The sequence below is a fragment of the Pseudomonas sp. SCB32 genome, from assembly GCF_009189165.1.
GTDB lineage: Bacteria > Pseudomonadota > Gammaproteobacteria > Pseudomonadales > Pseudomonadaceae > Pseudomonas.
Genome location: NZ_CP045118.1, coordinates 860,492 through 881,580, shown reverse-complemented (window position 1 = coordinate 881,580; position 21,089 = coordinate 860,492). Strand labels below are relative to the sequence as shown.

Annotated in this window: 20 protein-coding genes; 15 read left to right on the top strand and 5 right to left on the bottom strand. The window is 65.9% G+C overall.

Features of this window, described 5'->3' with window-relative positions:
• The first annotated feature begins 1 nt into the window (after position 1).
• Both GA645_RS04255 and GA645_RS04250 read left to right on the top strand, forming a co-directional pair.
• Complete coding sequence (locus tag GA645_RS04255; protein WP_152220256.1) at positions 2–1,720, top strand: C13 family peptidase; 1,719 nt, start codon at positions 2–4, stop codon at positions 1,718–1,720.
• Positions 1,721–1,761: 41 nt separating this feature from the next.
• Positions 1,762–2,403, top strand: a complete 642-nt coding sequence (locus tag GA645_RS04250; RefSeq protein WP_152220254.1) for an oxidoreductase — start codon at positions 1,762–1,764, stop codon at positions 2,401–2,403.
• Positions 2,404–2,520: 117 nt separating this feature from the next.
• On the opposite strand, the gene GA645_RS04245 is transcribed toward GA645_RS04250, so the two are convergent.
• From GA645_RS04245 to GA645_RS04230, 4 genes are all read right to left on the bottom strand, one after another.
• Positions 2,521–2,808: a YceK/YidQ family lipoprotein gene (locus GA645_RS04245; RefSeq protein WP_178119609.1), complete on the bottom strand. Its 288-nt coding sequence runs from the start codon at positions 2,806–2,808 to the stop codon at positions 2,521–2,523.
• A complete protein-coding gene (gene ubiX / locus GA645_RS04240; protein WP_152220250.1) occupies positions 2,798–3,427 on the bottom strand; it encodes a flavin prenyltransferase UbiX in 630 nt (209 codons plus the stop codon). The genes GA645_RS04245 and ubiX overlap by 11 nt, the downstream gene beginning before the upstream one ends.
• Before the next feature lie 3 nt (positions 3,428–3,430).
• Complete coding sequence (mpl, locus tag GA645_RS04235; RefSeq protein ID WP_152220248.1) at positions 3,431–4,783, bottom strand: UDP-N-acetylmuramate:L-alanyl-gamma-D-glutamyl-meso-diaminopimelate ligase; 1,353 nt, start codon at positions 4,781–4,783, stop codon at positions 3,431–3,433.
• Between the two features lie 229 nt (positions 4,784–5,012).
• Entirely contained in the window at positions 5,013–6,932 is a 1,920-nt protein-coding gene (locus GA645_RS04230; RefSeq protein WP_152220245.1) for a sigma-54-dependent Fis family transcriptional regulator, read from the bottom strand.
• 320 nt (positions 6,933–7,252) lie between these two features.
• Here GA645_RS04230 and GA645_RS04225 point away from each other — a divergent pair, with 320 nt between their 5' ends.
• The gene (locus GA645_RS04225; RefSeq protein ID WP_152220244.1) at positions 7,253–8,773 is read left to right on the top strand and encodes an aldehyde dehydrogenase family protein; all 1,521 of its coding nucleotides are present in this window, start codon (positions 7,253–7,255) and stop codon (positions 8,771–8,773) included.
• Positions 8,774–8,980: 207 nt separating this feature from the next.
• Here GA645_RS04225 and GA645_RS04220 read toward each other — a convergent pair whose 3' ends face one another.
• On the bottom strand, positions 8,981–10,033 hold the full coding sequence (locus GA645_RS04220) for an AraC family transcriptional regulator (protein ID WP_152220242.1): 1,053 nt from the start codon (positions 10,031–10,033) through the stop codon (positions 8,981–8,983).
• Between the two features lie 326 nt (positions 10,034–10,359).
• Between GA645_RS04220 and eat the strand changes: the two genes are divergently transcribed.
• The 12 genes from eat (at position 10,360) to GA645_RS04160 (ending at position 21,050) form a co-directional block, all read left to right on the top strand.
• Entirely contained in the window at positions 10,360–11,727 is a 1,368-nt protein-coding gene (gene eat / locus GA645_RS04215) for an ethanolamine permease (protein ID WP_178119479.1), read from the top strand.
• A gap of 11 nt (positions 11,728–11,738) precedes the next feature.
• Complete coding sequence (locus GA645_RS04210) at positions 11,739–13,133, top strand: ethanolamine ammonia-lyase subunit EutB (RefSeq protein WP_152220237.1); 1,395 nt, start codon at positions 11,739–11,741, stop codon at positions 13,131–13,133.
• A gap of 10 nt (positions 13,134–13,143) precedes the next feature.
• A complete protein-coding gene (gene eutC, locus GA645_RS04205; RefSeq protein WP_152220236.1) occupies positions 13,144–13,941 on the top strand; it encodes an ethanolamine ammonia-lyase subunit EutC in 798 nt (265 codons plus the stop codon).
• Positions 13,942–14,241: 300 nt separating this feature from the next.
• A complete protein-coding gene (locus GA645_RS04200; RefSeq protein WP_152220234.1) occupies positions 14,242–14,706 on the top strand; it encodes an N-acetyltransferase in 465 nt (154 codons plus the stop codon).
• Positions 14,707–14,799: 93 nt separating this feature from the next.
• A complete protein-coding gene (locus tag GA645_RS04195; RefSeq protein ID WP_152220232.1) occupies positions 14,800–15,678 on the top strand; it encodes an ABC transporter substrate-binding protein in 879 nt (292 codons plus the stop codon).
• A gap of 198 nt (positions 15,679–15,876) precedes the next feature.
• Entirely contained in the window at positions 15,877–16,536 is a 660-nt protein-coding gene (locus GA645_RS04190) for a DedA family protein (RefSeq protein WP_152220229.1), read from the top strand.
• 6 nt (positions 16,537–16,542) lie between these two features.
• On the top strand, positions 16,543–17,361 hold the full coding sequence (locus GA645_RS04185) for a zinc-dependent peptidase (protein ID WP_152220227.1): 819 nt from the start codon (positions 16,543–16,545) through the stop codon (positions 17,359–17,361).
• Positions 17,362–17,441: 80 nt separating this feature from the next.
• Positions 17,442–17,972 carry an inorganic diphosphatase gene (gene ppa / locus GA645_RS04180; protein WP_152220225.1) on the top strand — a complete coding sequence of 177 codons (531 nt, stop codon included), beginning with the start codon at positions 17,442–17,444 and terminating at the stop codon, positions 17,970–17,972.
• Between the two features lie 297 nt (positions 17,973–18,269).
• Positions 18,270–18,896 (top strand): START domain-containing protein, encoded by a 627-nt coding sequence (locus tag GA645_RS04175; protein WP_152220223.1) that lies wholly within the window; start codon positions 18,270–18,272, stop codon positions 18,894–18,896.
• Positions 18,897–19,115: 219 nt separating this feature from the next.
• Entirely contained in the window at positions 19,116–19,361 is a 246-nt protein-coding gene (locus tag GA645_RS04170; RefSeq protein ID WP_081517239.1) for an exodeoxyribonuclease VII small subunit, read from the top strand.
• Positions 19,358–20,245 carry a (2E,6E)-farnesyl diphosphate synthase gene (gene ispA / locus GA645_RS04165; RefSeq protein ID WP_152220221.1) on the top strand — a complete coding sequence of 296 codons (888 nt, stop codon included), beginning with the start codon at positions 19,358–19,360 and terminating at the stop codon, positions 20,243–20,245. The genes GA645_RS04170 and ispA overlap by 4 nt, the downstream gene beginning before the upstream one ends.
• 136 nt (positions 20,246–20,381) lie before the next feature.
• A complete protein-coding gene (locus GA645_RS04160) occupies positions 20,382–21,050 on the top strand; it encodes a GntR family transcriptional regulator (RefSeq protein ID WP_152227894.1) in 669 nt (222 codons plus the stop codon).
• The last annotated feature ends 39 nt before the right edge of the window (positions 21,051–21,089 follow it).

Here is a 21,089-nt window from a genome sequence, read left to right as displayed (position 1 = left end):
CATGCCACGCCACCTCCTGCCTCTCGGCCTCGCCCTGCTCCTTGCTGCCTGCGGCCAAGGCGAGCCGCTGACCCCGCCCGACGGCCGCCTGCCCGATGGCGCGCGCTATCGTGGCGAATTGGTGAACGGCCAGTTACAGGGCAAAGGTCGCCTGGATTATCCCAACGGCGCCTGGTACGAGGGCGAGTTCGACAAAGGCCTGAAGAACGGCCAGGGCAAATGGCACGGCGGTGATGGCTCGACCTACGTCGGCGCCTTTCGCGAGGGCTTGTTCGATGGCCGCGGGCACCTGCAGTTCGCCGACGGCAGCACCTACGACGGTCAGTTCAGCAAGGGCGAGTTCGATGGCGAAGGGCGTCTGACCCAGGGCCAGACCAGTTACAGCGGCGGCTTCCGCAAAGGCCGCTACGACGGCACGGGCACCCTCGAACTGCCCGACGGCACCCGCCATCAGGGCTGGTTCGCGGGCGGCGAAGCCAATGGTGAAGGCGCGCGCGTGGACAGCCTCGGCAACCAGTACACCGGGCAGTTCAAGAACGGCACGCTCAACGGCAAGGGCACCTTCCGCGACGATGCCGGCGACCACTACAGTGGCGAGTTCCGCAATGACCAGTTCGACGGCAAGGGGCGCTTCCAGAACATCTCCGGCGACGTCTGGCTGGGCAACTTCAAGGAGGGCTCGCTGGACGGCACCGGCGAATTCCTCGGCAACGATGGCAGCCGCTACCAGGGCGAGTTCCGCCAGTGGCGCTTCGACGGCAAGGGCACCCTCAGCCAGGCCGACGGCCAGGTCTACAGCGGTGGCTTCGCCCGTGGTGAATACGCAGGCGACGGCACCCTCACCCGCAGCGACGGCAGCGTTCAGCGCGGCAGCTGGAGCGGCGGCAAGCGCATACGCGACGAGCACGGCAAGCTGCTGCCGAACGCGCTGGAAATCGGCCTGCTGGAGCAGGGCCCGTTGCTGGAAAAGGCGTTGGCGGCCATTCCGCCATCCACGCCGGCCATCACGCTCTATGGCCTGAGCGTAGGCGGCGATGGCAAGCAGAGCGTGTTCCTGCGCGAGGCCGACTACGTCGCCAACCTGCTGGCCACGCGCTTCGGCGCCCAGGGCGTGGTGACGCTGGTGAACCACCGCGACCATCTTACCGACCGGCCGATGGCCACCCGCGAAAGCCTGGCCCGCACCTTGCGCACGCTGGCCGAACGTAGCGGGCCACAAGACCTGATCTTCATCTACCTGAGCAGCCACGGCTCCCACGACCACCAGCTGGTGCTGGACATGCCCGGCCTCAAGCTCAACGACCTGCCGGCCACCGAACTGGCTACGCTGCTCGCGCCGCTGAAGGACCGCTACAAGATCCTGGTCATCTCGGCCTGCTATAGCGGTGGATTCATTCCCGTGCTCAAGGACGACAAGACCCTGATCATGACTGCCGCTCGCAGTGATCGGGTATCCTTCGGCTGCTCCGAAGAGGCCGACTTCACCTACTTCGGTGACGCGTTGTTCGCCAAGGCCTTCCAACAGACAGACGATCTCAAGGAAGCCTTCGCCCTCGCCAGCGACACGGTCGCCCAGCGCGAGAAGGAGGAACAGTTCGAACCGTCGGAGCCGCAACTTTGGGCGCCAACGGCGGTTCTAAACCATTGGAAGGCCCTGCGTGCGCAGCAGCGCCATGCGGCAGTCGAAACCAAGGGCGCCGCCGCACAAGCAAAAAAATAGGCCGGCAACTAAGCTTGTCAGTGTGTCAGGGAGAAACACAGATGTACTCAACACCGACGAATATCCTGCTTGCCGGAGCGACCGGTCTCACGGGCGAGCACCTGCTCGACCGCATGCTCAATGAGCCCACCGTCAAGCGCGTGCTCGCCCCGACCCGCCGGAAACTGGCCGAACACCCACGCCTGGAAAACCCCATCGGCCCGCTGGCCGAACTGATCCCTGACCTGACCCGGCCGGTGGACACCGTGTTCTGCTGCCTGGGCACCACCATCAAGGAAGCCGGCTCGGAAGAGGCCTTCCGCGCCATCGATTTCGACCTGCCATTGGAGCTCGGCGCTCGCGGCCTGGAGCTGGGCGCACGGCACTATGTGGTGATCAGCGCGCTGGGCGCCGACAGCAAATCGTCGATCTTCTACAGCCGGATCAAGGGCGAACTGGAAGACGCCCTGCGCCAGCAAGGCTGGTCGCAGCTGACCATCGCCCGGCCGTCGCTGCTGCTGGGCCAGCGCGAGGAAGTCCGCCTGGCCGAACTGCTCGCCGCGCCCTTCGCGCGCATCCTGCCGGGCAAGCTGCACGGCATCGAAGCCTGCGCCCTGGCCCGCGCGCTGTGGCGCCTGGCGCTGGAAACCGGCAAGGGCACCCGCATCGTCGAATCGGACGAGCTGCGCCGGCTGGGCAAATAACCTTCAACCGCAGGGGACGGCTCTTCGCAGGAGCGAGCTTGCTCGCGAATCGGCCGAGCCCTTGAGCCGTCGGAGGGAATGTTCGCGAATAAGCTCGCTCCTACAGAGAAGCCAGAGCTAGTTGCCGCCCCACACCTGCAGGCCAATTCCCAGCTCAGCGGCAATCGAGAGCGGCAGCAGCAAGGTATCCAGCAGCGCGCTGCCGGGCAGGTCGAGGCCGGGGTAGGCCGGTGCCTCGGTGCCGAAGTGATCCTTCGGGCAGCAGCCGCCATTGAGCGAATACCAGTCCAGCCGGGTGCCGGCATAGATCAGCGGGTCGCCGGGCCGGCTGTCGTTGAGGGTCTTCACGGTGGCGCAGCCGCCCAGCTGCAGCAGCAACAAGGCGGCGAGGAATTTATTCGTCACTGACAAGATGATGTTCGCCCCAGCGCGGCAGCATGTCCTGGGGGATACCCAGTTGGTTGAGGATGCGCGCGACGACGAAATCGATCAGGTCGTCCACCGTCTGCGGCTGGTGATAGAAGCCCGGAGAGGCCGGCAGGATCACCGCGCCCATGTTCGACAGCTTGAGCATGTTCTCCAGGTGAATGCTGGAGAACGGCGCCTCGCGCGGGACCAGGATCAGCTGGCGGCGCTCCTTCAGCGCCACGTCGGCGGCGCGCTCGATCAGGTTGTTGCAGGCGCCGGTGGCGATGGCCGAGAGCGTCCCCGTCGAACAGGGCACCACCACCATCGCGCTGGGCGCGCCGGAGCCGGAGGCCACTGGGGCCATCCAGTCTTCCTTGCCGTACACGCGAATCTGCCCAGGGGCAGCGCCGGTGTATTCGCTCAAGAAAGCCTGCATCGCCTGCGGCTTGCTCGGCAGGGTCACGTCCGTCTCGGTAGCCATCACCAGTTGCGCAGCCTTGGAGATGAGGAAATGCACCTCGCGATCTTCCTGCACCAGGCAGTCGAGCAGACGCAGGCCGTACTGGGCGCCCGAGGCGCCGGTCATGGCGAGGGTGACGCGTTCGGCTCCGGCCATGGATCAGCCCTCCAGCGCCTTGGCCAGCTTGCCGTGCAGGCCGCCAAAGCCACCGTTGCTCATGATCACCACCTGGGTGCCCGGCGTGGCGATGGCTTTCACGCCGGTGATGATGGCTTCCAGCGAATCGCACACCTGGGTCGGCACGGTGGAGCTGGCGACGGTGGCGGCCAGATCCCAGCCGAGGTTCGGCGGGGCGTACCAGAACACGTTGTCGGCCTGCACCACGGACTCCGGCAGGCCGTCGCGGTGGGCGCCGAGCTTCATGGAGTTGGAGCGCGGCTCGACCACGGCGATCACCTTGGCATCCCCCACGCGCTTGCGCAGGCCATCGAGGGTGGTGGCGATGGCGGTCGGGTGGTGGGCGAAGTCGTCGTAGAGGGTCACGCCGTTGACTTCGGCGACCTTCTCCATGCGCCGCTTGACGCTCTTGAAGGCTGACAGCGCGGAGCAACCCAGCTCCGGCACCACGCCCACATGGCGGGCCGCCGCGAGGCAGGCCAGGGCATTGGCGACGTTGTGCTGGCCGGTCAGTTCCCAGTCCACGGTGCCCTGCACCTGGCCGTCGAACAGCACCTCGAAATGCGAGCCGTCTTCGCTGAGCAGGCGCGCCTGCCACTGGCCGCCTTCGCCGGTGGTCTGCACCGGGGTCCAGCAGCCCATGTCGATCACGCGCTTGAGCGCGGTTTCGGACGTGGGATGGATGATCAGGCCTTCTCCGGGGATGGTCCGCACCAGATGGTGGAACTGCCGCTCGATGGCGGCGAGGTCGGGGAAGATGTCCGCGTGGTCGAATTCCAGGTTGTTCAGGATCGCCGTGCGCGGGTGGTAGTGGACGAACTTCGAGCGCTTGTCGAAGAAGGCGCTGTCGTACTCATCGGCCTCGACCACGAAGAACGGGGTGCCGCCCAGGCGCGCGGACACGCCGAAGTTCTGCGGCACACCGCCGATGAGGAAGCCTGGGCTCATGCCGGCATGTTCCAGCACCCAGGCCAACATGCTGCTGGTGGTGGTCTTGCCGTGGGTACCGGCGGCGGCCAGGACCCAGCGGCCCTGCAGCACGTGGTCGGCCAGCCACTGCGGGCCGGAGACGTAGGGAAGGCCCTTGTTCAGCACGTATTCCACTGCCGGGTTGCCACGCGACAGGGCGTTGCCGACCACCACCAGGTCCGGTGCCGGTTCCAGGTGCGCCGGGTCGTAGCCCTGCATCAGTTCGATGCCCTGGGCTTCCAGCTGGGTGCTCATGGGCGGGTAGACATTGGCGTCGGAACCGGTCACGCGGTGGCCAAGCTCCTTGGCCAGGACGGCCAGCGACCCCATGAAGGTGCCGCAGATGCCGAGGATGTGGATATGCATGCAGACTCCTGCAATCAAGCCTTTCAAGGCGCTTCGAATGGGCGGCAGAGTAGCACAGCGCGCCCCCGCGCGGCCCGCCGCCGGGGCATCAGACGACGAGGTGGGAAGGCGGTTCCCGGTGGCCGGGGAATGTCGTCACGGTAGCAGACCGTAGGATGGGTGGAGCACAGCGATACCCATGCAGTTTCGGCGTGCAGCAGTGATGGGTATCGCTGCGCTCTACACCATCCTACGAGAAGATTCTCCGGCTCAAGCCGTGGCGGTTGAGCTTGCGATACAAGGTGTTGCGGCTGATGCCCAGCTCTTGCGCCACTCGGCTGACATGCCAGTGATGCGCCTCGAGTACCTCCAGCAAGGCAAGGCGCTCGGCATTGCCCAGTGCGTCGCTACCCTCCTCGCTCGCCACAACCGGCGCGACGGCAGCGGGAGCCGCCACACGGCGCAGGTCCGGCGGCAGGTCGGCCATCTGGATGCGGCCACCTTCGCACAGCGCACACAGCGTACGCAGCACGTTGCGCAACTGCCGCACGTTGCCCGGCCAGGGGAAGTCGAGCAGATGGCGACGGACGTCCTCGTCCAGCCGCACGCTGCGGCCCTTGCTCTCCTCGACCAATAGATGGTCGAGCAGTGCGCCACGGTCCTCGCGCTCACGCAGCGGCGGCAATGCCACCACCAGGCCGTTGAGGCGGTAATAGAGGTCTTCGCGGAATTGTCCGGCGGCCACCAGCGCTTCGAGATCACGGTGACTGGCGCTGATCAGGCGGATGTCCACGTCCTGCGGCTCGCCGCCGATGGGCACCACCTGGCGTTCTTCCAGCACGCGCAACAGGCGCGTCTGCAAGGCCAGCGGCATGTCGCCGATCTCATCGAGGAACAGGGTGCCGCCGTCGGCCTGTTGCAGCTTGCCGCGCATGCCTTCCTTGCGCGCACCGGTGAAGCTGCCGCCACGGTAGCCGAACAGCTCGCTTTCGATCAGGGATTCGGGGATCGCCGCGCAGTTCAGCGCAACGAAGGTCTTGCTGGCGCGTTCGCCCCCCTGGTGCACGGCGCGGGCGAAGGCCTCCTTGCCGGTGCCGGTCTCGCCCTGCAGCAGCAGCGGCACGTCGTGGGCGTAGACCTTCAGCGCCCGGCGGAAATCATGGGCCAATTGCGGGTCGTCGATGCACAGCCCTTTCGCCAAGGGCCCACGCGGCAACACGGGCGCGGCCGGCACGGGGCGCAGCCCGCGCAGCAGGGCGAACAGCGCGCGGCCGGAATGGGTGCGCAACGGCCAGCTGGCATTGGGCTGCGGATCGGCGCGGCTGAAGAGATCGTCCAGCCGGCAGTCGAAGAACTGTTCCAGCGAGCGCCCGAGCAGGCTCTCGCGATGGCTGCCGAGCAGGTTGATGGCGCTCTGGTTGGCCGCCTGAATGCGGCCGTTGCCGTCGAAGGCGAGCATGCCTTCGCTGAACAGGCCGAGGCCGTCCGGCTGCAGGTGGAAACGCAGCAGCCACTGGTCCTCGAAATGCCGCAGGAAGTAGCAACTCTCGATGGCCTTGGCCGACAGGTTGACCAGCGCCATGGTGTGGAACTGGCTTTGCCGCGATACCTCATGGCGCGCGGAGGACACATCGAGCACCGCCAGCAGTTCGCCCTGCGGATCGAACACCGGGCTGGCCGAACAGGTCAGACCGGTGTGACGGCTGCGGAAGTGTTCGTCCTGGTGGATGGTCAATGCCTGGCGTTCGACCAGGCAGGTGCCGATGCCGTTGGTGCCTTCGCTCGCCTCGCTCCAGTCGGCGCCGAGCCACAGCCCGGCCTGCTCGAAGGTGCGCCGCTCGGCGGCCTCGCTGACGCAGTTGAGAATGACGCCGCGCGAATCGGTGAGGAGAACCGCATGGCCGGCGCCCGAGAGTTGCTGGTGCAGGCTGCTCATCTCACCGCTGGCGATTTCCAGCACCTGCTGCAGGCGCTCGCGGCGCTCCAGCATGCGGGCATGTTCCAGCACCGTGGGCGCCATGGTCTGCGAAGGGTCCAGGTGGTACTGCTCCAGGCAGCGCAGCCAGGAGCGGGCGATCGACGGATCGGCGCCGGGATCGCCGGCACGAACCCTGCCCTCGGCGACGGTCATGACCTGGCGGGCGTGGCGGCTCATATCGTTGGCGCGCATTCTTGTTGTTCTCCGCAATGGGGACGGGGAGGCAGCCCCGAAGGTCCGTCGCTGTCATGAATCAGCCACGAACCTGGGACAGCATCCCCCAGGCATGCGGGCAATGCAACGCCTGGCCGACCGTCAGGTCACGACTGTCACGAATACGGGACAAAGTGTCACGACGCACTGTCCCAGGCGCGTCACAGCGGGCTTTCCAGGCTGACCGGGCGAAAGCCCCGAAGCCTTGCACGGCGCGGCTTGCGCTGGCATGGCCCGGCCCTTGCTCTACGCTTGATCAACGTCCTCCCCAACAAGCACAAGACCCAGGAGATTCGACCATGCGTTATGCCCACCCCGGTACCGAAGGCGCCAAGGTTTCCTTCAAGGCGCGCTACGGCAACTACATCGGCGGCGAGTTCGTCCCGCCGGTGAAGGGTCAGTACTTCACCAACACCTCGCCGGTGAACGGCCAGGCCATCGCCGAATTCCCCCGCTCCACCGCCGAAGACATCGACAAGGCGCTGGATGCCGCCCACGCCGCCGCCGACGCCTGGGGCCGCACCTCGGTGCAGGACCGCTCGAACATCCTGCTGAAGATCGCCGACCGCATCGAACAGAACCTGGAACTGCTGGCCATCACCGAGACCTGGGACAACGGCAAGCCGATCCGCGAAACCCTCAACGCCGATATCCCGCTGGCCGCCGACCACTTCCGCTACTTCGCCGGTTGCATCCGCGCCCAGGAAGGCTCCGCCGCCGAAATCAACGACAGCACCGTGGCCTATCACATCCACGAGCCGCTGGGCGTGGTCGGGCAGATCATCCCGTGGAACTTCCCGCTGCTGATGGCCGCGTGGAAACTCGCCCCGGCCCTGGCCGCCGGCAACTGCGTGGTGCTCAAGCCGGCCGAGCAGACCCCGCTGGGTATCTGCGTGCTGATGGAGCTGATCGGAGACCTGCTGCCCAAGGGCGTGCTCAACGTCGTACAGGGCTTCGGTCGCGAAGCCGGCGAGGCGCTGGCTACCAGCAAGCGCATCGCCAAGATCGCCTTCACCGGCTCGACTCCGGTGGGTTCGCACATCCTGAAATGCGCCGCCGAGAACATCATTCCGTCGACCGTGGAGCTGGGCGGCAAGAGCCCGAACATCTACTTCGAAGACATCATGCAGGCCGAGCCGACCTTCATCGAGAAGGCCGCCGAGGGCCTGGTGCTGGCCTTCTTCAACCAGGGCGAGGTATGCACCTGCCCGTCCCGCGCACTGGTGCAGGAGTCGATCTACCCGCAGTTCATGGAAGTGGTGATGAAGAAGGTCAAGGCGATCAAGCGCGGCGACCCGCTGGACACCGACACCATGGTCGGCGCCCAGGCTTCCCAGCAGCAGTACGAGAAGATCCTCTCCTACCTCGACATCGCCCAGCAGGAAGGTGCCCAGGTGCTGGTCGGCGGCTCGGTGGAGAAGCTCGATGGCAACCTGTCCACCGGCTATTACATCCAGCCGACCCTGCTCAAGGGCAACAACAAGATGCGCGTGTTCCAGGAGGAAATCTTCGGGCCGGTGGTGGGCGTGACCACCTTCAAGGATGAAGCCGAAGCGCTGGCGATCGCCAACGACACCGAGTACGGCCTGGGCGCCGGCCTGTGGACCCGCGACATCAACCGTGCCTACCGCATGGGCCGTGGCATCAAGGCTGGCCGCGTGTGGACCAACTGCTACCACCTGTACCCGGCGCACGCCGCCTTCGGTGGCTACAAGAAATCCGGCGTGGGCCGCGAGACCCACAAGATGATGCTCGACCACTACCAGCAGACCAAGAACCTGCTGGTGAGCTACGACATCAACCCGCTGGGCTTCTTCTGATTCACCCGCCCGGCGAAAGCCGGGCGGCTTTATCGATCTCTTCTTCGCGCGGCCTGCGGGCCGCGCTTTTTTTTGCCTGCGAGAAAGTGTCGAGGTGTGGCTTTCGTAGGATGGGTGGAGCGTAGCGATACCCATGCTGCCAGCGCACGGGATCGATGGGTTTCGCTGCGCTCTACGCCATCCTACGAGGGATCGGATCGCGGACGGTCAACTCGCGTCGCTGCGCCACTGCCGGGGGCTGACCCCGAACCAGCGACGGAAAGCGCGGGAGAAGGCGCTGGTCTCGGAATAGCCGAGCAATGGCGCCAGCTCGGAGATCGGCCGTTGGCGCTGGCGCAGGTAGTGCAGCGCCAGTTCGCGGCGGGTGTTTTCCACCAGTTGGCTGAAGCTCAGCCCCGCCTCGCGCAGGCGACGCTGCAGACCAGCCGTGGTGAGTTCGAGCTGCTCGGCGATGATCTCCAGTGACGGCTCACCTTCGCCCAGGGCCAGCCGAATCTGCGTGCCGGCGTCCTCGACCAGATTCGGCGCCCCGCCCTGCTCCCCCAGGCGGCGGATCACGTCCTGCACCAGGAACAACAGGTTGGCATCGCGCTCGGGCATCTGCCGGCCATAGAGGTCGCGTTTGGGGATCAGCATCGCGTTGCAACCACGCTGGAACAGCACCGGCGCATCGAACACCCGGCCATGCTCCTGCCAGCCTTCCGGGCGGGCATGCTCGAAGCTCACCGCACGCGGCGCCCACTCTGGACCGAGGGCATGGCGCATCAGGTTCAATGCCATGCCCAGGGTCAGCTCGGCGTCCTGGCGGCGCTCGAGGATGGCGCCATGGCGCACCTGGTAATCGAAGCGGTAGCACTCGCCGCAATCCACCAGGCGGATCAGGGTGTCGTGCTGGTGATAGGGAAAGGCCGCGGCGAAGTTCTTCAGCGCGTCTTCCAGCGTCTCCGAGCAGAGCCCGACGTAGCCCAGGAGGCCCAGCTCGCGGGGCCGGAACTGCGCGCCATAGCGCAGCCCGAAGTTGTCGCAGCCGGACTGTCGCGCCGCCTCTTCGAGGACCTGGCAATAGTTGGTGAGTGCCAGGCTCAGGGTGGGATGCAGCAGGCGCTCAGGATCGATGCCGGCACGACCGAAGACCCGATCGATGTCGCCGCCCTGGTCGCCGATGAAGCGGCCCAGGCCGCTGGCGGCAGCGGACAGCACACCGATGTTGTTGGCCAGTGGCACGCTCAGGCCGGGATGGGAGAACAGGGGCTGGCTCATGACGGTTACCGATCTTGTTATGAAACACTCAAGGCACTTCACCCCCGGAAAAACGGGGACCGATTTACAAAGCAAATCCCGTGCCTCGCACCCATCGCACACGGCGTCGAACACAGCGCAGCGCCTGCTCTGCAGCTGCCACAGCATGGAGCACCTGGCACGTTTTCAGCACCATGATCGGGCGCTGCACCCCGCGTGGGGCGATGGGTAACAGCAACTTGACCCTGCACCGCGAAAGCCGGTTCCAGCGGTCAAGTCTCGCGGGGCTTTGCGCCACTACCATCGAGCCTCAGGTATCCGTCCACGCCCCTTGCGGCAGAGGAATCATGATGAGCGCATCACAACTAAAACCGACGCTTGGAACCTTGCATCTCTGGGGGCTCGCCGTAGGCCTGGTGATCTCCGGTGAGTACTTCGGCTGGAGCTACGGCTGGGCCGCCGCCGGCACCCTGGGCTTCCTGGTGACCACCCTGCTGGTGGCGGTCATGTACACCTGTTTCATCTTCAGTTACACCGAACTCACCACCGCCATTCCCCACGCTGGCGGCCCATTCGCCTACAGCCTGCGGGCCTTCGGCAAGACCGGCGGGATGATCGCCGGCATCGCCACCCTGATCGAATTCGTCTTCGCCCCGCCGGCCATCGCCATGGCCATCGGCGCCTACCTCAACGTGCAGTTCCCCGGGCTCGATCCCAAGTGGGCGGCCACTGGCGCCTACGTGATCTTCATGACCCTGAACATCCTCGGCGTGAGCATCGCCGCCACCTTCGAACTGGTGGTGACCGTGCTGGCCGTGGCCGAACTGCTGGTGTTCATGGGCGTGGTGGCTCCGGGCTTCAGCTTCAGCAACTTCGTACTCAATGGCTGGGCCGGCTCGGATGTATTCGGCGCCCCGGCGATGGCCGGCATCTTCGCCGCGATCCCCTTCGCCATCTGGTTCTTCCTCGCCATCGAGGGTGCGGCCATGGCCGCCGAGGAAGCCAAGGACCCGAAACGCACCATCCCGCGCGCCTACATCGCCGGCATCCTTACCCTGGTGATACTGGCCATCGCCGTGATGATCTTCGCCGGCGGCGTGGGCGACTGGCGCGCACTGTCGAACATCAACGACCCGCTGCCGCAGGCAATGAAGGCCGTGGTCGGCAACAACTCCACCTGGATGCACATGCTGGTATGGATCGGCCTGTTCGGCCTGGTAGCCAGCTTCCACGGCATCATCCTGGGCTACTCGCGGCAGTTCTTCGCGCTTGCTCGCGCAGGCTTCCTGCCGCGCGGCCTGGCCAAGCTGTCGCGCTTCCAGACCCCACACCGCGCCATCCTCGCCGGCGGCGCCGTGGGCATCGCGGCGATCTTCAGCGACGGACTGGTCAGCCTGCAGGGCATGACGCTGACCGCCGCGATGATCACCATGAGCGTGTTTGGCGCTATCGTGATGTACATCATGAGCATGTTCAGCCTGTTCAAGCTGCGTCGCAGTGAGCCGCATCTGGAACGCAGCTTCCTTGCCCCGGGCTACCCGGTGGTACCCGCCATCGCCTTGGCGCTGGCCCTGGTCTGCCTGGCCGCTATGCTCTGGTTCAACGGCGTCATCGCTTCGGTGTTCCTGGTGCTGATGATCGGCGGCATGTCCTGCTGCAGCATCGTGATCAGCGCCAACCGTGGCGCCAACGCTTCGTTCGCAAGCCAAGGCTGAGAGGAGTCGCCATGTCCGGATTCGTCCACAGTGTCGGTGGCCAGACCTGGCGCTTCGACAGCCTGCGCGAGGTGATGGCCAAGGCCAGCCCGGCGCGCTCCGGCGACCGCCTCGCCGGGGTCGCCGCCGGCAGCGACGCCGAGCGCGTCGCCGCGCAGATGGCGCTGGCCGACATCCCGCTCAAGCGCTTCCTCGACGAAGCGCTGGTCCCCTACGAAAGCGACGAAGTCACCCGGCTGATCATCGACACCCACGACCGCCAGGCCTTCGCGCCGGTCAGCCACCTCACGGTGGGCGGCCTGCGCGACTGGCTGCTCGGCGACGCGGCCGACGAGCACAGCCTGCGCGCCCTGGCGCCAGGGCTGACGCCGGAGATGGCGGCAGCGGTATCGAAGATCATGCGCGTGCAGGACCTGGTGCTGGTGGCGCAGAAAATCCGCGTGATCACCCGCTTCCGCAACACCATGGGCCTGCGTGGGCGCATGTCCACGCGGCTGCAACCCAACCACCCGACGGACGACCCGGCCGGCATCGCCGCCAGCGTGCTCGACGGCCTGCTCTACGGCAACGGCGACGCCATGCTCGGCATCAACCCGGCCACCGACAGCCTGCAGTCGATCTGCACCCTGCTGGAGATGCTCGACGCCATCATCCAGCGCTACGAGATTCCCACCCAGTCCTGCGTGCTCACCCACGTCACCAGCTCCATCGAGGCGATCAACCGCGGAGCGCCGCTGGACCTGGTGTTCCAGTCCATCGCCGGCACCGAAGCGGCCAACGCCAGCTTCGGCGTGAGCCTGTCGATCCTGAAGGAAGGCTACGAGGCCGGGCTGTCGCAGAAGCGCGGCACCCTGGGCGACAACCTGATGTACTTCGAGACCGGCCAGGGCAGCGCACTGTCGGCCAACGCCCACCACGGCGTCGACCAGCAGACCTGCGAGACCCGTGCCTACGCGGTGGCACGGCACTTCAAGCCGTTCCTGGTGAACACCGTGGTCGGCTTCATCGGTCCGGAGTACCTGTACAACGGCAAGCAGATCATCCGCGCCGGCCTGGAAGACCACTTCTGCGCCAAGCTGCTCGGCGTGCCCATGGGCTGCGACATCTGCTACACCAACCATGCCGAAGCCGACCAGGATGACATGGACATGCTCCTGACCCTGCTCGGCGTGGCCGGCATCAACTTCATCATGGGCATCCCCGGCTCCGACGACGTGATGCTCAACTACCAGACCACCTCCTTCCACGACGCGCTCTATGCGCGGCAGACGCTGGGCCTGAGGCCCGCGCCGGAATTCGAGGCGTGGCTGGAGCGCATGGAGATCCTCCGTCAGCAGGACGGCCACGTACACATGGCCAGCCAGCTTCCCGGCGCCTTCCGCCACGCGCTCGCCCAACTGTCCTGAGGAGCGTCTGATGAGCGATAGCTTCACCCCCAATCCCTGGCAGGAATTGCGTCGCCTGACATCGGCACGCATCGCCCTGGGCCGCGCCGGCACCAGCCTGCCGACCGGCGCGCAGCTGGACTTCCAGTTCGCCCACGCCCAGGCCCGCGACGCCGTGCACCTGCCCTTCGACCGCGACGGGCTGGCCACGCAACTGGCCGAGCGCGGTCGCGAAACCCTGCTGCTGCACAGCGCCGCCGCCGATCGCGACACCTACCTGCAGCGACCCGACCTGGGCCGGCGCCTGAACGAAGAATCGGTGGAAATCCTGCGTCGCCACGCCGACCGCCATCCACAGGGTTACGACCTGGCGGTGGTGATCGCCGACGGCCTCTCCTCGCTGGCCGTGCAACGCCACAGCCTGCCCTTCCTCGAACGCATGGAGGAACAGGCGCGCAACGAAGGCTGGAGCCTGTCGCCGGTTGCTCTCGTGCAACAGGGGCGCGTCGCCGTGGCCGATGAAGTGGCCGAACTGCTGCGGGCGAAGATGGTGGTGATCCTCATCGGCGAACGCCCCGGCCTCAGTTCGCCGGACAGCCTAGGCCTGTACTTCACCTGGGCGCCGAAGGCCGGTCTGAACGACGCCTACCGCAACTGCATCTCCAACGTCCGGCTGGAAGGCTTGAGCTACGGCCTGGCCACCCACCGCCTGCTCTACCTGATGCGCGAAGCCTGCCGCCGACAGCTGTCGGGGGTGAACCTGAAGGACGAGGCGGAACTGCCGACGCTGGAAGGCGGCGGGCCTGGGGCGAACTTCCTGCTGACCTGAGACCGGGCGCCCGATGGGCGCAAATCGCGGGCATGGCCCGCTCCTACATTTCCGCGCGCCACAAGACGCCCCGTAGGAGCGGACTCTGTCCGCGACGGCCTCCGGCGCGATGCTGACCTATCGCGGACGAAGTCCGCTCCTACGCTCTCTGAAGCCCCGTCTGCCAAACATTCCAGATCAAACGCTTGCTTGGATTGCGCTTTCAACAATTTCTGGTGCAGCATCGGACACACTGGCTATCCGCTGGCATAGCCCCTGCATTGCCATACCAGCCCAACCACACCACGCCGAGGCCCGCCCATGCGTATCGTGCAAGCCACGCTCGACCACCTCGATCTGCTCGCTCCGCTGTTCGTCAAATACCGCGAGTTCTACGGCAAGCTGCCCTACCCCGAATCCTCGCGGAAATTCCTGGAAAAGCGCCTGCGCCGCAAAGAATCGGTGATCTACCTGGCCCTCGCGGACGACAGCGACGACAAACTGCTGGGCTTCTGCCAGCTCTATCCGAGCTACTCCTCGCTGTCTCTCAAGCGCGTGTGGATCCTCAACGACATCTACGTCGCCGAGGAAGCGCGCCGCCAACTGGTAGCCGACCACCTGCTGCAGACCGCACGGCAGATGGCCCGCGATACCCAGGCCGTCCGCATGCGCGTCTCCACCAGCGTCAACAACGAAGTCGCGCAGAAGGTCTACGAGTCCATCGGCTTCCACGAAGACAGCGAGTTCAAGAACTACATCCTGCCGATCAGCGACGACCTGACCTGACGGCGGCCCCGGGGCCCGCTGGATTCAGCGGGCCGGGCGCACTAGAGTGATGACCGGCCATCGACTCGCCGGGCCCGCCGGCTGAGGGTATCCATGCGTCGTCCCCTGCTCGTCAGCCTCATCCTCATGCTCCTGTGCACCGCCAGCCAGGCGCAGACCCTGCGCATCGCCACGCTGGACTGGGCGCCCTACGTCGGCCCTGACCTCCCCGGTCACGGTCTGGCCAGCCGCATCCTCGACGAAGCCCTGGCGCTCAATGGCGACAAGGCCGAGCTGGTGTTCCTGCCCTGGCAGCGCGCGCTCAACGAAACCCGCGAAGGCCGTTTCGACGCCCTGATGCCGGCCTACCTCTCGGCCGACCGCAGCCGCGACTTCTACACCTCGATGCCATTGCTGGACTCCCAGCTCGGCTTCTTCCGCCGCCGCGACCACGAGCTGCCGATCATCCCCGGCAATCTCGACGGCCTGCGCCCCTATCGCATCGGCGTGGTGCGCGGCTACGTCAACCAGAGCGCCTTCGACGCCGCCGACTACCTCAAGAAGGAAGTGGTCAGCAACGATTGGCAGAACCTGGAAAAGCTCCTGCGCGGGCGTATCGACCTGGCGGTGACGGACCGCTATACCGGCTATCAGCTGCTCGCCCAGAATGCCCCGGCGCTGCGTGATCAACTGCTGTTCGTCGAGCCGCCGCTGGACATCAAGCCACTCTACGTCCTGGTCCCCAGGACGCGCCCCGAGGGCCAAGCGCTGGCCGCCAGCCTCGACCGCGGCCTGCGTACCCTGCAACGCAGCGGGCGACTGCAGCAGTTGATCGCCGAGGCGCACCTGGAAACCGCCATGCGCACCCGCAACGTGGCGGAGCACCCCGTCGCCGAGCAATTGCCGGGGGCCGCCCCGCAAGCCGCTCCCGCGCAACACCTCGGCCCGTCAACGATGCCGGTACGGCTCAGCTGGCAGGCAAGCCTGCGCTGACGCCCGGCCCCTAGCACAGGGCTCCGGCACATTTGTCACAGGGCATTTCCGCCAGCACCCCAACCGAATTTTCACTTTCGACCTGTAATATCCTGAGTAGACGTTCGTCGCAGGACGCGATGAAACGCGCCCCAGGCCCGCGACCGTCTCTATAATGCGCCCCCCGGTCGTTCACCCCGCTGTCAAAACAGGCTTCTCATGGAATTCAACCCGATCGACATGATTCTCCACCTCGACACCTACCTGTCGCTGGCGGTGGCCAACTATGGCACTTGGATCTACGCCATCCTCTTCCTGGTGATCTTCTGCGAGACCGGCCTGGTGGTGACACCCTTCCTGCCGGGCGATTCCCTGCTCTTCATCGCTGGCGCCATCTGCGCTACCGGCGGCATGGACCCGTGGATGCTCGGCGGCCTGCTGCTGATCGCGGCCATCACCGGCGACAGCACCAACTACGTGATCGGCCGAACCCTGGGCAAGCGCCTGTTCAGCAACCCGAACTCCAAGATCTTCCGCCGCGACTACCTGGACCAGACCCACGCCTTCTACGAGCGTCACGGTGGCAAGACCGTGACCCTGGCGCGCTTCCTGCCCATCGTGCGCACCTTCGCGCCCTTCGTCGCCGGCATGGCCTACATGCCTTACCTGCGCTTCCTGTCCTTCAGCGTGGTGGGCAGCGTGGCCTGGGTCGGTGGTCTGGTCACCCTGGGCTACTTCTTCGGCAACGTGCCGTTCATCAAGCAGAACCTCTCGCTGATGATCATCGGCATCATCGCCTTCTCGCTGCTCCCCATGGTGATCGGCTTCATCCGCCACAAACTGCGTCCTTCGGCCAAGACCCAGCCCGGCGAGCACTGATCGCCCATGTGGTCGTTCAGCGCCTGGCGCCGCCGGCGCTTCCTCGCCCGCCATCCGCTCGATGCGCAGCTGTGGCGGGAGGTACGCCAGCACCTGCCGATCCTCGATGGCCTGAACGATGACGAATTGCGCCTGCTCGGCGAGCGGGCGCAGCTGTTCCTGCGCGACAAACACCTTTCCGCCCTGCCCGGCGTAGAACTCGACGACTACCGCCGCCTGCTGCTCGCCGTCCAGGCGCAACTGCCCCTGCTGCACCTGCCGGAGCTGAACTGGTACCAGGGCTTCCACGAACTGGTGCTCTACCCCGACGACTTCGTCAGCCCGCAGAAACACCGGGACCCGGCGGGCGTCATCCACGAATTCGACGATGAGCGCGCCGGCGAGACCTCCCTGCAAGGCCCGGTGATCCTCGCCTGGCCCGGCGTGGAAAACGGCGGCGGCTGGGACGCCTACAACCTGGTGATCCACGAACTGGCGCACAAGCTGGACATGCTCAATGGCGACGCCAACGGCCTGCCACCGCTGCACCGCGACATGCGCGTCACCGACTGGGCCTCCGCCATGCAGAGCGCCTACGACGACATGAACCGCCATCTGGACCGCAACCCGCACGCGCACACCGCCATCGACCCCTACGCCGCGGAAAATCCGGCGGAGTTCTTCGCCGTCACCAGCGAATACTTCTTCACCGCCCCCGACCTGCTGCACGCGGCCTATCCCAACGTCTATGAACAGCTTTCGCTGTTCTACCGGCAAGATCCGCTCTCGCGTCTCAAGCAGCTTCAGCGCGAACACCCCGAATATCAGGAAACTCAGGCGCACTAGGTGATGTCTGTGGCTTGGCCACGGCAATCTGCCTATAATCCGCCGCACTTTTTCGGCCCGACCACTATCTGGAGTCGTCCATGAGCTACAGCAGCATCCCGGCTGGCAAAGACCTGCCGAACGACATTTACGTCGCCATCGAGATCCCGGCCAACCACGCGCCGATCAAGTATGAAATCGACAAGGACACCGACTGCCTGTTCGTCGACCGTTTCATGGCCACCCCGATGTTCTACCCGGCCAACTACGGCTTCATCCCGAACACCCTGGCTGACGACGGTGACCCCCTGGACGTGCTGGTCGTGACCCCCTACCCGGTTGCTCCGGGCTCGGTGATTCGCGCCCGTCCCGTTGGCGTGCTGAACATGAGCGACGAAGCCGGCGGCGACGCCAAGCTGATCGCCGTACCGCACGACAAGCTGACCGTCCTGTACAAGGACGTGAAGGAATACACCGACCTGCCGGCCCTGCTGCTGGAGCAGATCAAGCACTTCTTCGAGAACTACAAGGATCTCGAAAAGGGCAAGTGGGTGAAGGTCGAGGGCTGGGGCGATGCCGCGCAAGCCCACGACTACATCAACAAAGCCGTCGCCGCCTACCAGGCCAAGTGATGGTCGCGCGGATTATCCGCGCCGTGAAAAGCCCCGCCCAGGCGGGGCTTTTTCATGACTGGGATTAGGCTTTTCGTCCCGACTTTGCTACCATCTGCGCCCCCGCACGCAGCTCACTGCGTTGCCACAGAATCAAGGCGGTCTGCCTTACCAGAAGTAAGGTTGGACCACCCCCTGAAAGCCGGCCACAAGCCGGCTTTTTTAATGCCCGCGAAAGTCCCCACGACCGCTCGCCGGCCATTGCGCCAGTGACATCCAGAGCGCCTAAGATCGGGCTATTCCCCTGGGAACGCCACCATGAAACGCCTCTCGCTACTCATCGCCCTGCTACTCGCCATCCCGGTCATCGCCCGGGCCCAGGCGGAGAACTGGCAACTGGCGAAGGAAGAAAACGGCATCCGCGTCTACCTCAGCGATGTGCCGGACTCGCACTACAAGAGCTTCCGTGGCGTGGCACTGGTGAAAGCCGACGTCGCCACCCTCGGGCACCTGCAGGAGAACCTGCGCGTGTCCTGCGCATGGCTCTATGCCTGCGCCCAGATGCGCCTGCTCAAGTACAGCGACGAAGCCATCTGGGTCTATCTGGACACCAAACTCCCCTGGCCCGCAGAACCGCGCGACCTGGTGCTGAAGGTGAGCACGGAGGAGACCCCGGACGGCGGCATGATCCGACGCCTGCAGGCCGCCCCGGACTACATCCCGCCGGTGAAGGGACGCATCCGCGTGCCGATACTCTCCGGCACCTGGCAGATGGTCCCCAAGGGCCCGAAGCTCACCGAAGTCACCTACGAAATGCGCGGCGATCCCGGCGGCAGCGTGCCATCGTGGCTGGCGAACCAGTTCGTAGTGGATGCACCGTTCGAGTCGTTACGGATGCTGAAGGTGGTAGCGGAGCACCAGGGCATCAGGGACAGTGAATACTAGAAACCTCTCACTTTCCCGCTGGCGTTTCGTCCATCGAAATCACCAGGACATCAGGGGCGAACCTCTGCGCGACAAGGGCCGTTCGCTCGCTCCCGGAGGCGTCCTTGTTCAGTCATCGCAGCAGCCATTCTGGCGACTACCACTACCCCTCGGATTTGCCCGCAAGTCCCGTCTCTGCTAGTGTCGCCGGGTTCTGAATCCCCCCGCCGAGATGTCCGCATGGCCCGCAAGAAAGCTTCCCTTGACTTCGAACAGTCCCTCGCCGAGCTGCAAACGCTGGTGGAGCGCCTGGAAAGCGGCGAGCTGTCGCTGGAGGACTCGCTGGGCGCCTTCGAGCAGGGCATCCGCCTGACCCGCGACTGCCAGGCGGCGCTGACCCAGGCGGAGCAGAAAGTGCAGATCCTGCTGGAGCGTGACGGCGAGTTGAGCGAAGCGCCCTTCGATCCGGAAGGCGACGACGCATGATCGCCGCCTACCAGGCGCGCTGCCAGGCGCGTGTCGATGCTGCACTGGAAACCCTGTTCATCGCCCCTCGTGAAGAACTCACCCGCCTCTATGCCGCCATGCGCTACAGCGTGGTCAACGGCGGCAAGCGCGTGCGCCCTCTGCTGGCCTACGCCGCCTGCGAAGCGCTGGGTGGCGAGCTGGAACGCGCCGACGGTGCAGCCTGCGCGGTGGAGCTGATCCACGCCTATTCGCTGGTGCACGACGACCTGCCGGCGATGGACGATGACGACCTGCGTCGCGGCCAGCCGACCACCCATATCGCCTTCGACGAAGCCTGCGCGATTCTCGCTGGCGATGGCCTGCAGACGCTGGCCTTTGAGGTGATCGGTAACGCCCAGCTCAATCCGCAGGACGCCCATACCCGCCTGGACATGCTGCTGATCCTGGCCCGCGCCGCCGGTTCCGCCGGGATGGTCGGTGGTCAGGCGATCGACCTCGAATCGGTCGGCCGCAAGATCGACCAGGCCGCGCTGGAAACCATGCACCGGCACAAGACCGGCGCACTGATCGAGGCCAGCGTGCAGCTTGGCGCCCTGGCCAGCGGCCGCGCCGGCGCCGCAGACCTCGAAGCGCTGCGCCGCTATGCCAAGGCCATCGGCCTGGCCTTCCAGGTGCAGGACGACATCCTCGACGTGGAAAGCGATACCACCACCCTCGGCAAGACCCAGGGCAAGGACCAGGCCCACGACAAGCCCACCTACCCTGCGCTGCTCGGTCTCGATGCCGCCAAGGCCTACGCCCTGACCCTGCGCGACCAGGCAGTGGCCGCCCTGGAAGGTTTCGGCGACTCCGCCGAGCCGCTGCGCGCACTGGCCCGCTATATCGTCGACCGCCGCAACTGATCCCGGTTACCGGGCACGCGCCTTGCGTGTCCGTTGGTGTGAAGCGTCCGATCACCGGGCCCTCCCAGTGCCATGGCCGTTTCGTATACCATATCCGACAACACCCACCTGACCGGATCGCATCGTGCCGCTACCCCTGCGCAACGCGCCCAATCTGGGCATCGCCCCTTCCGCCTCGGAGATCATTGCCAAGCATCTGCGCGAGGCGATCATTTCCGGCCAGCTGGCGGAAAACGAGCCGATCCGCCAGGACGACATCGCCCGGGTGTTCAACGTCAGCAAGATCCCCGTGCGCGAGGCGCTCAAGCGCCTGGAGGCCGAGGGCCTGGTGGAGTTCCAGCGCAACAAGGGCGCGCTGGTGACCAAGATTTCCGAGCCGGAACTGGCGCAGATGTTCGAGGTGCGGGTGGTCCTGGAAGCCCAGGCGATCCGCCTGGCGGTGCCGAACATGACCGAGGAGACCTTCGCGCGCGCCGAACGCATCTGTGCCGACTTCATCGGCGAGGATGACGTGGGCCGCTGGGCCGAGCTGAACTGGGAGCTGCACGCCTGCCTCTACGAGCCGGCGCAGCGGCCGTACCTGCTTGGCCTGATCCGCTCGATCCACGACAAGCTGGAGCGCTACCTGCGCATGCAGATGAGCCTGTCGGCCGGCAAGGAGCGCGCGGATCACGAGCACCATGACATCCTCAACGCCTGCCGTGCGGGCGACGGCGAGTTGGCCGCGCGCCTGCTGGAAGAGCACATCAACGGCGTCTGCCGGACCCTCTACGAGCATCTGCCGAACCGTCCTTCGCCGAGCTGATCGCTCATCGCCCCTGTGCCGATTTCATCATCGGCACGG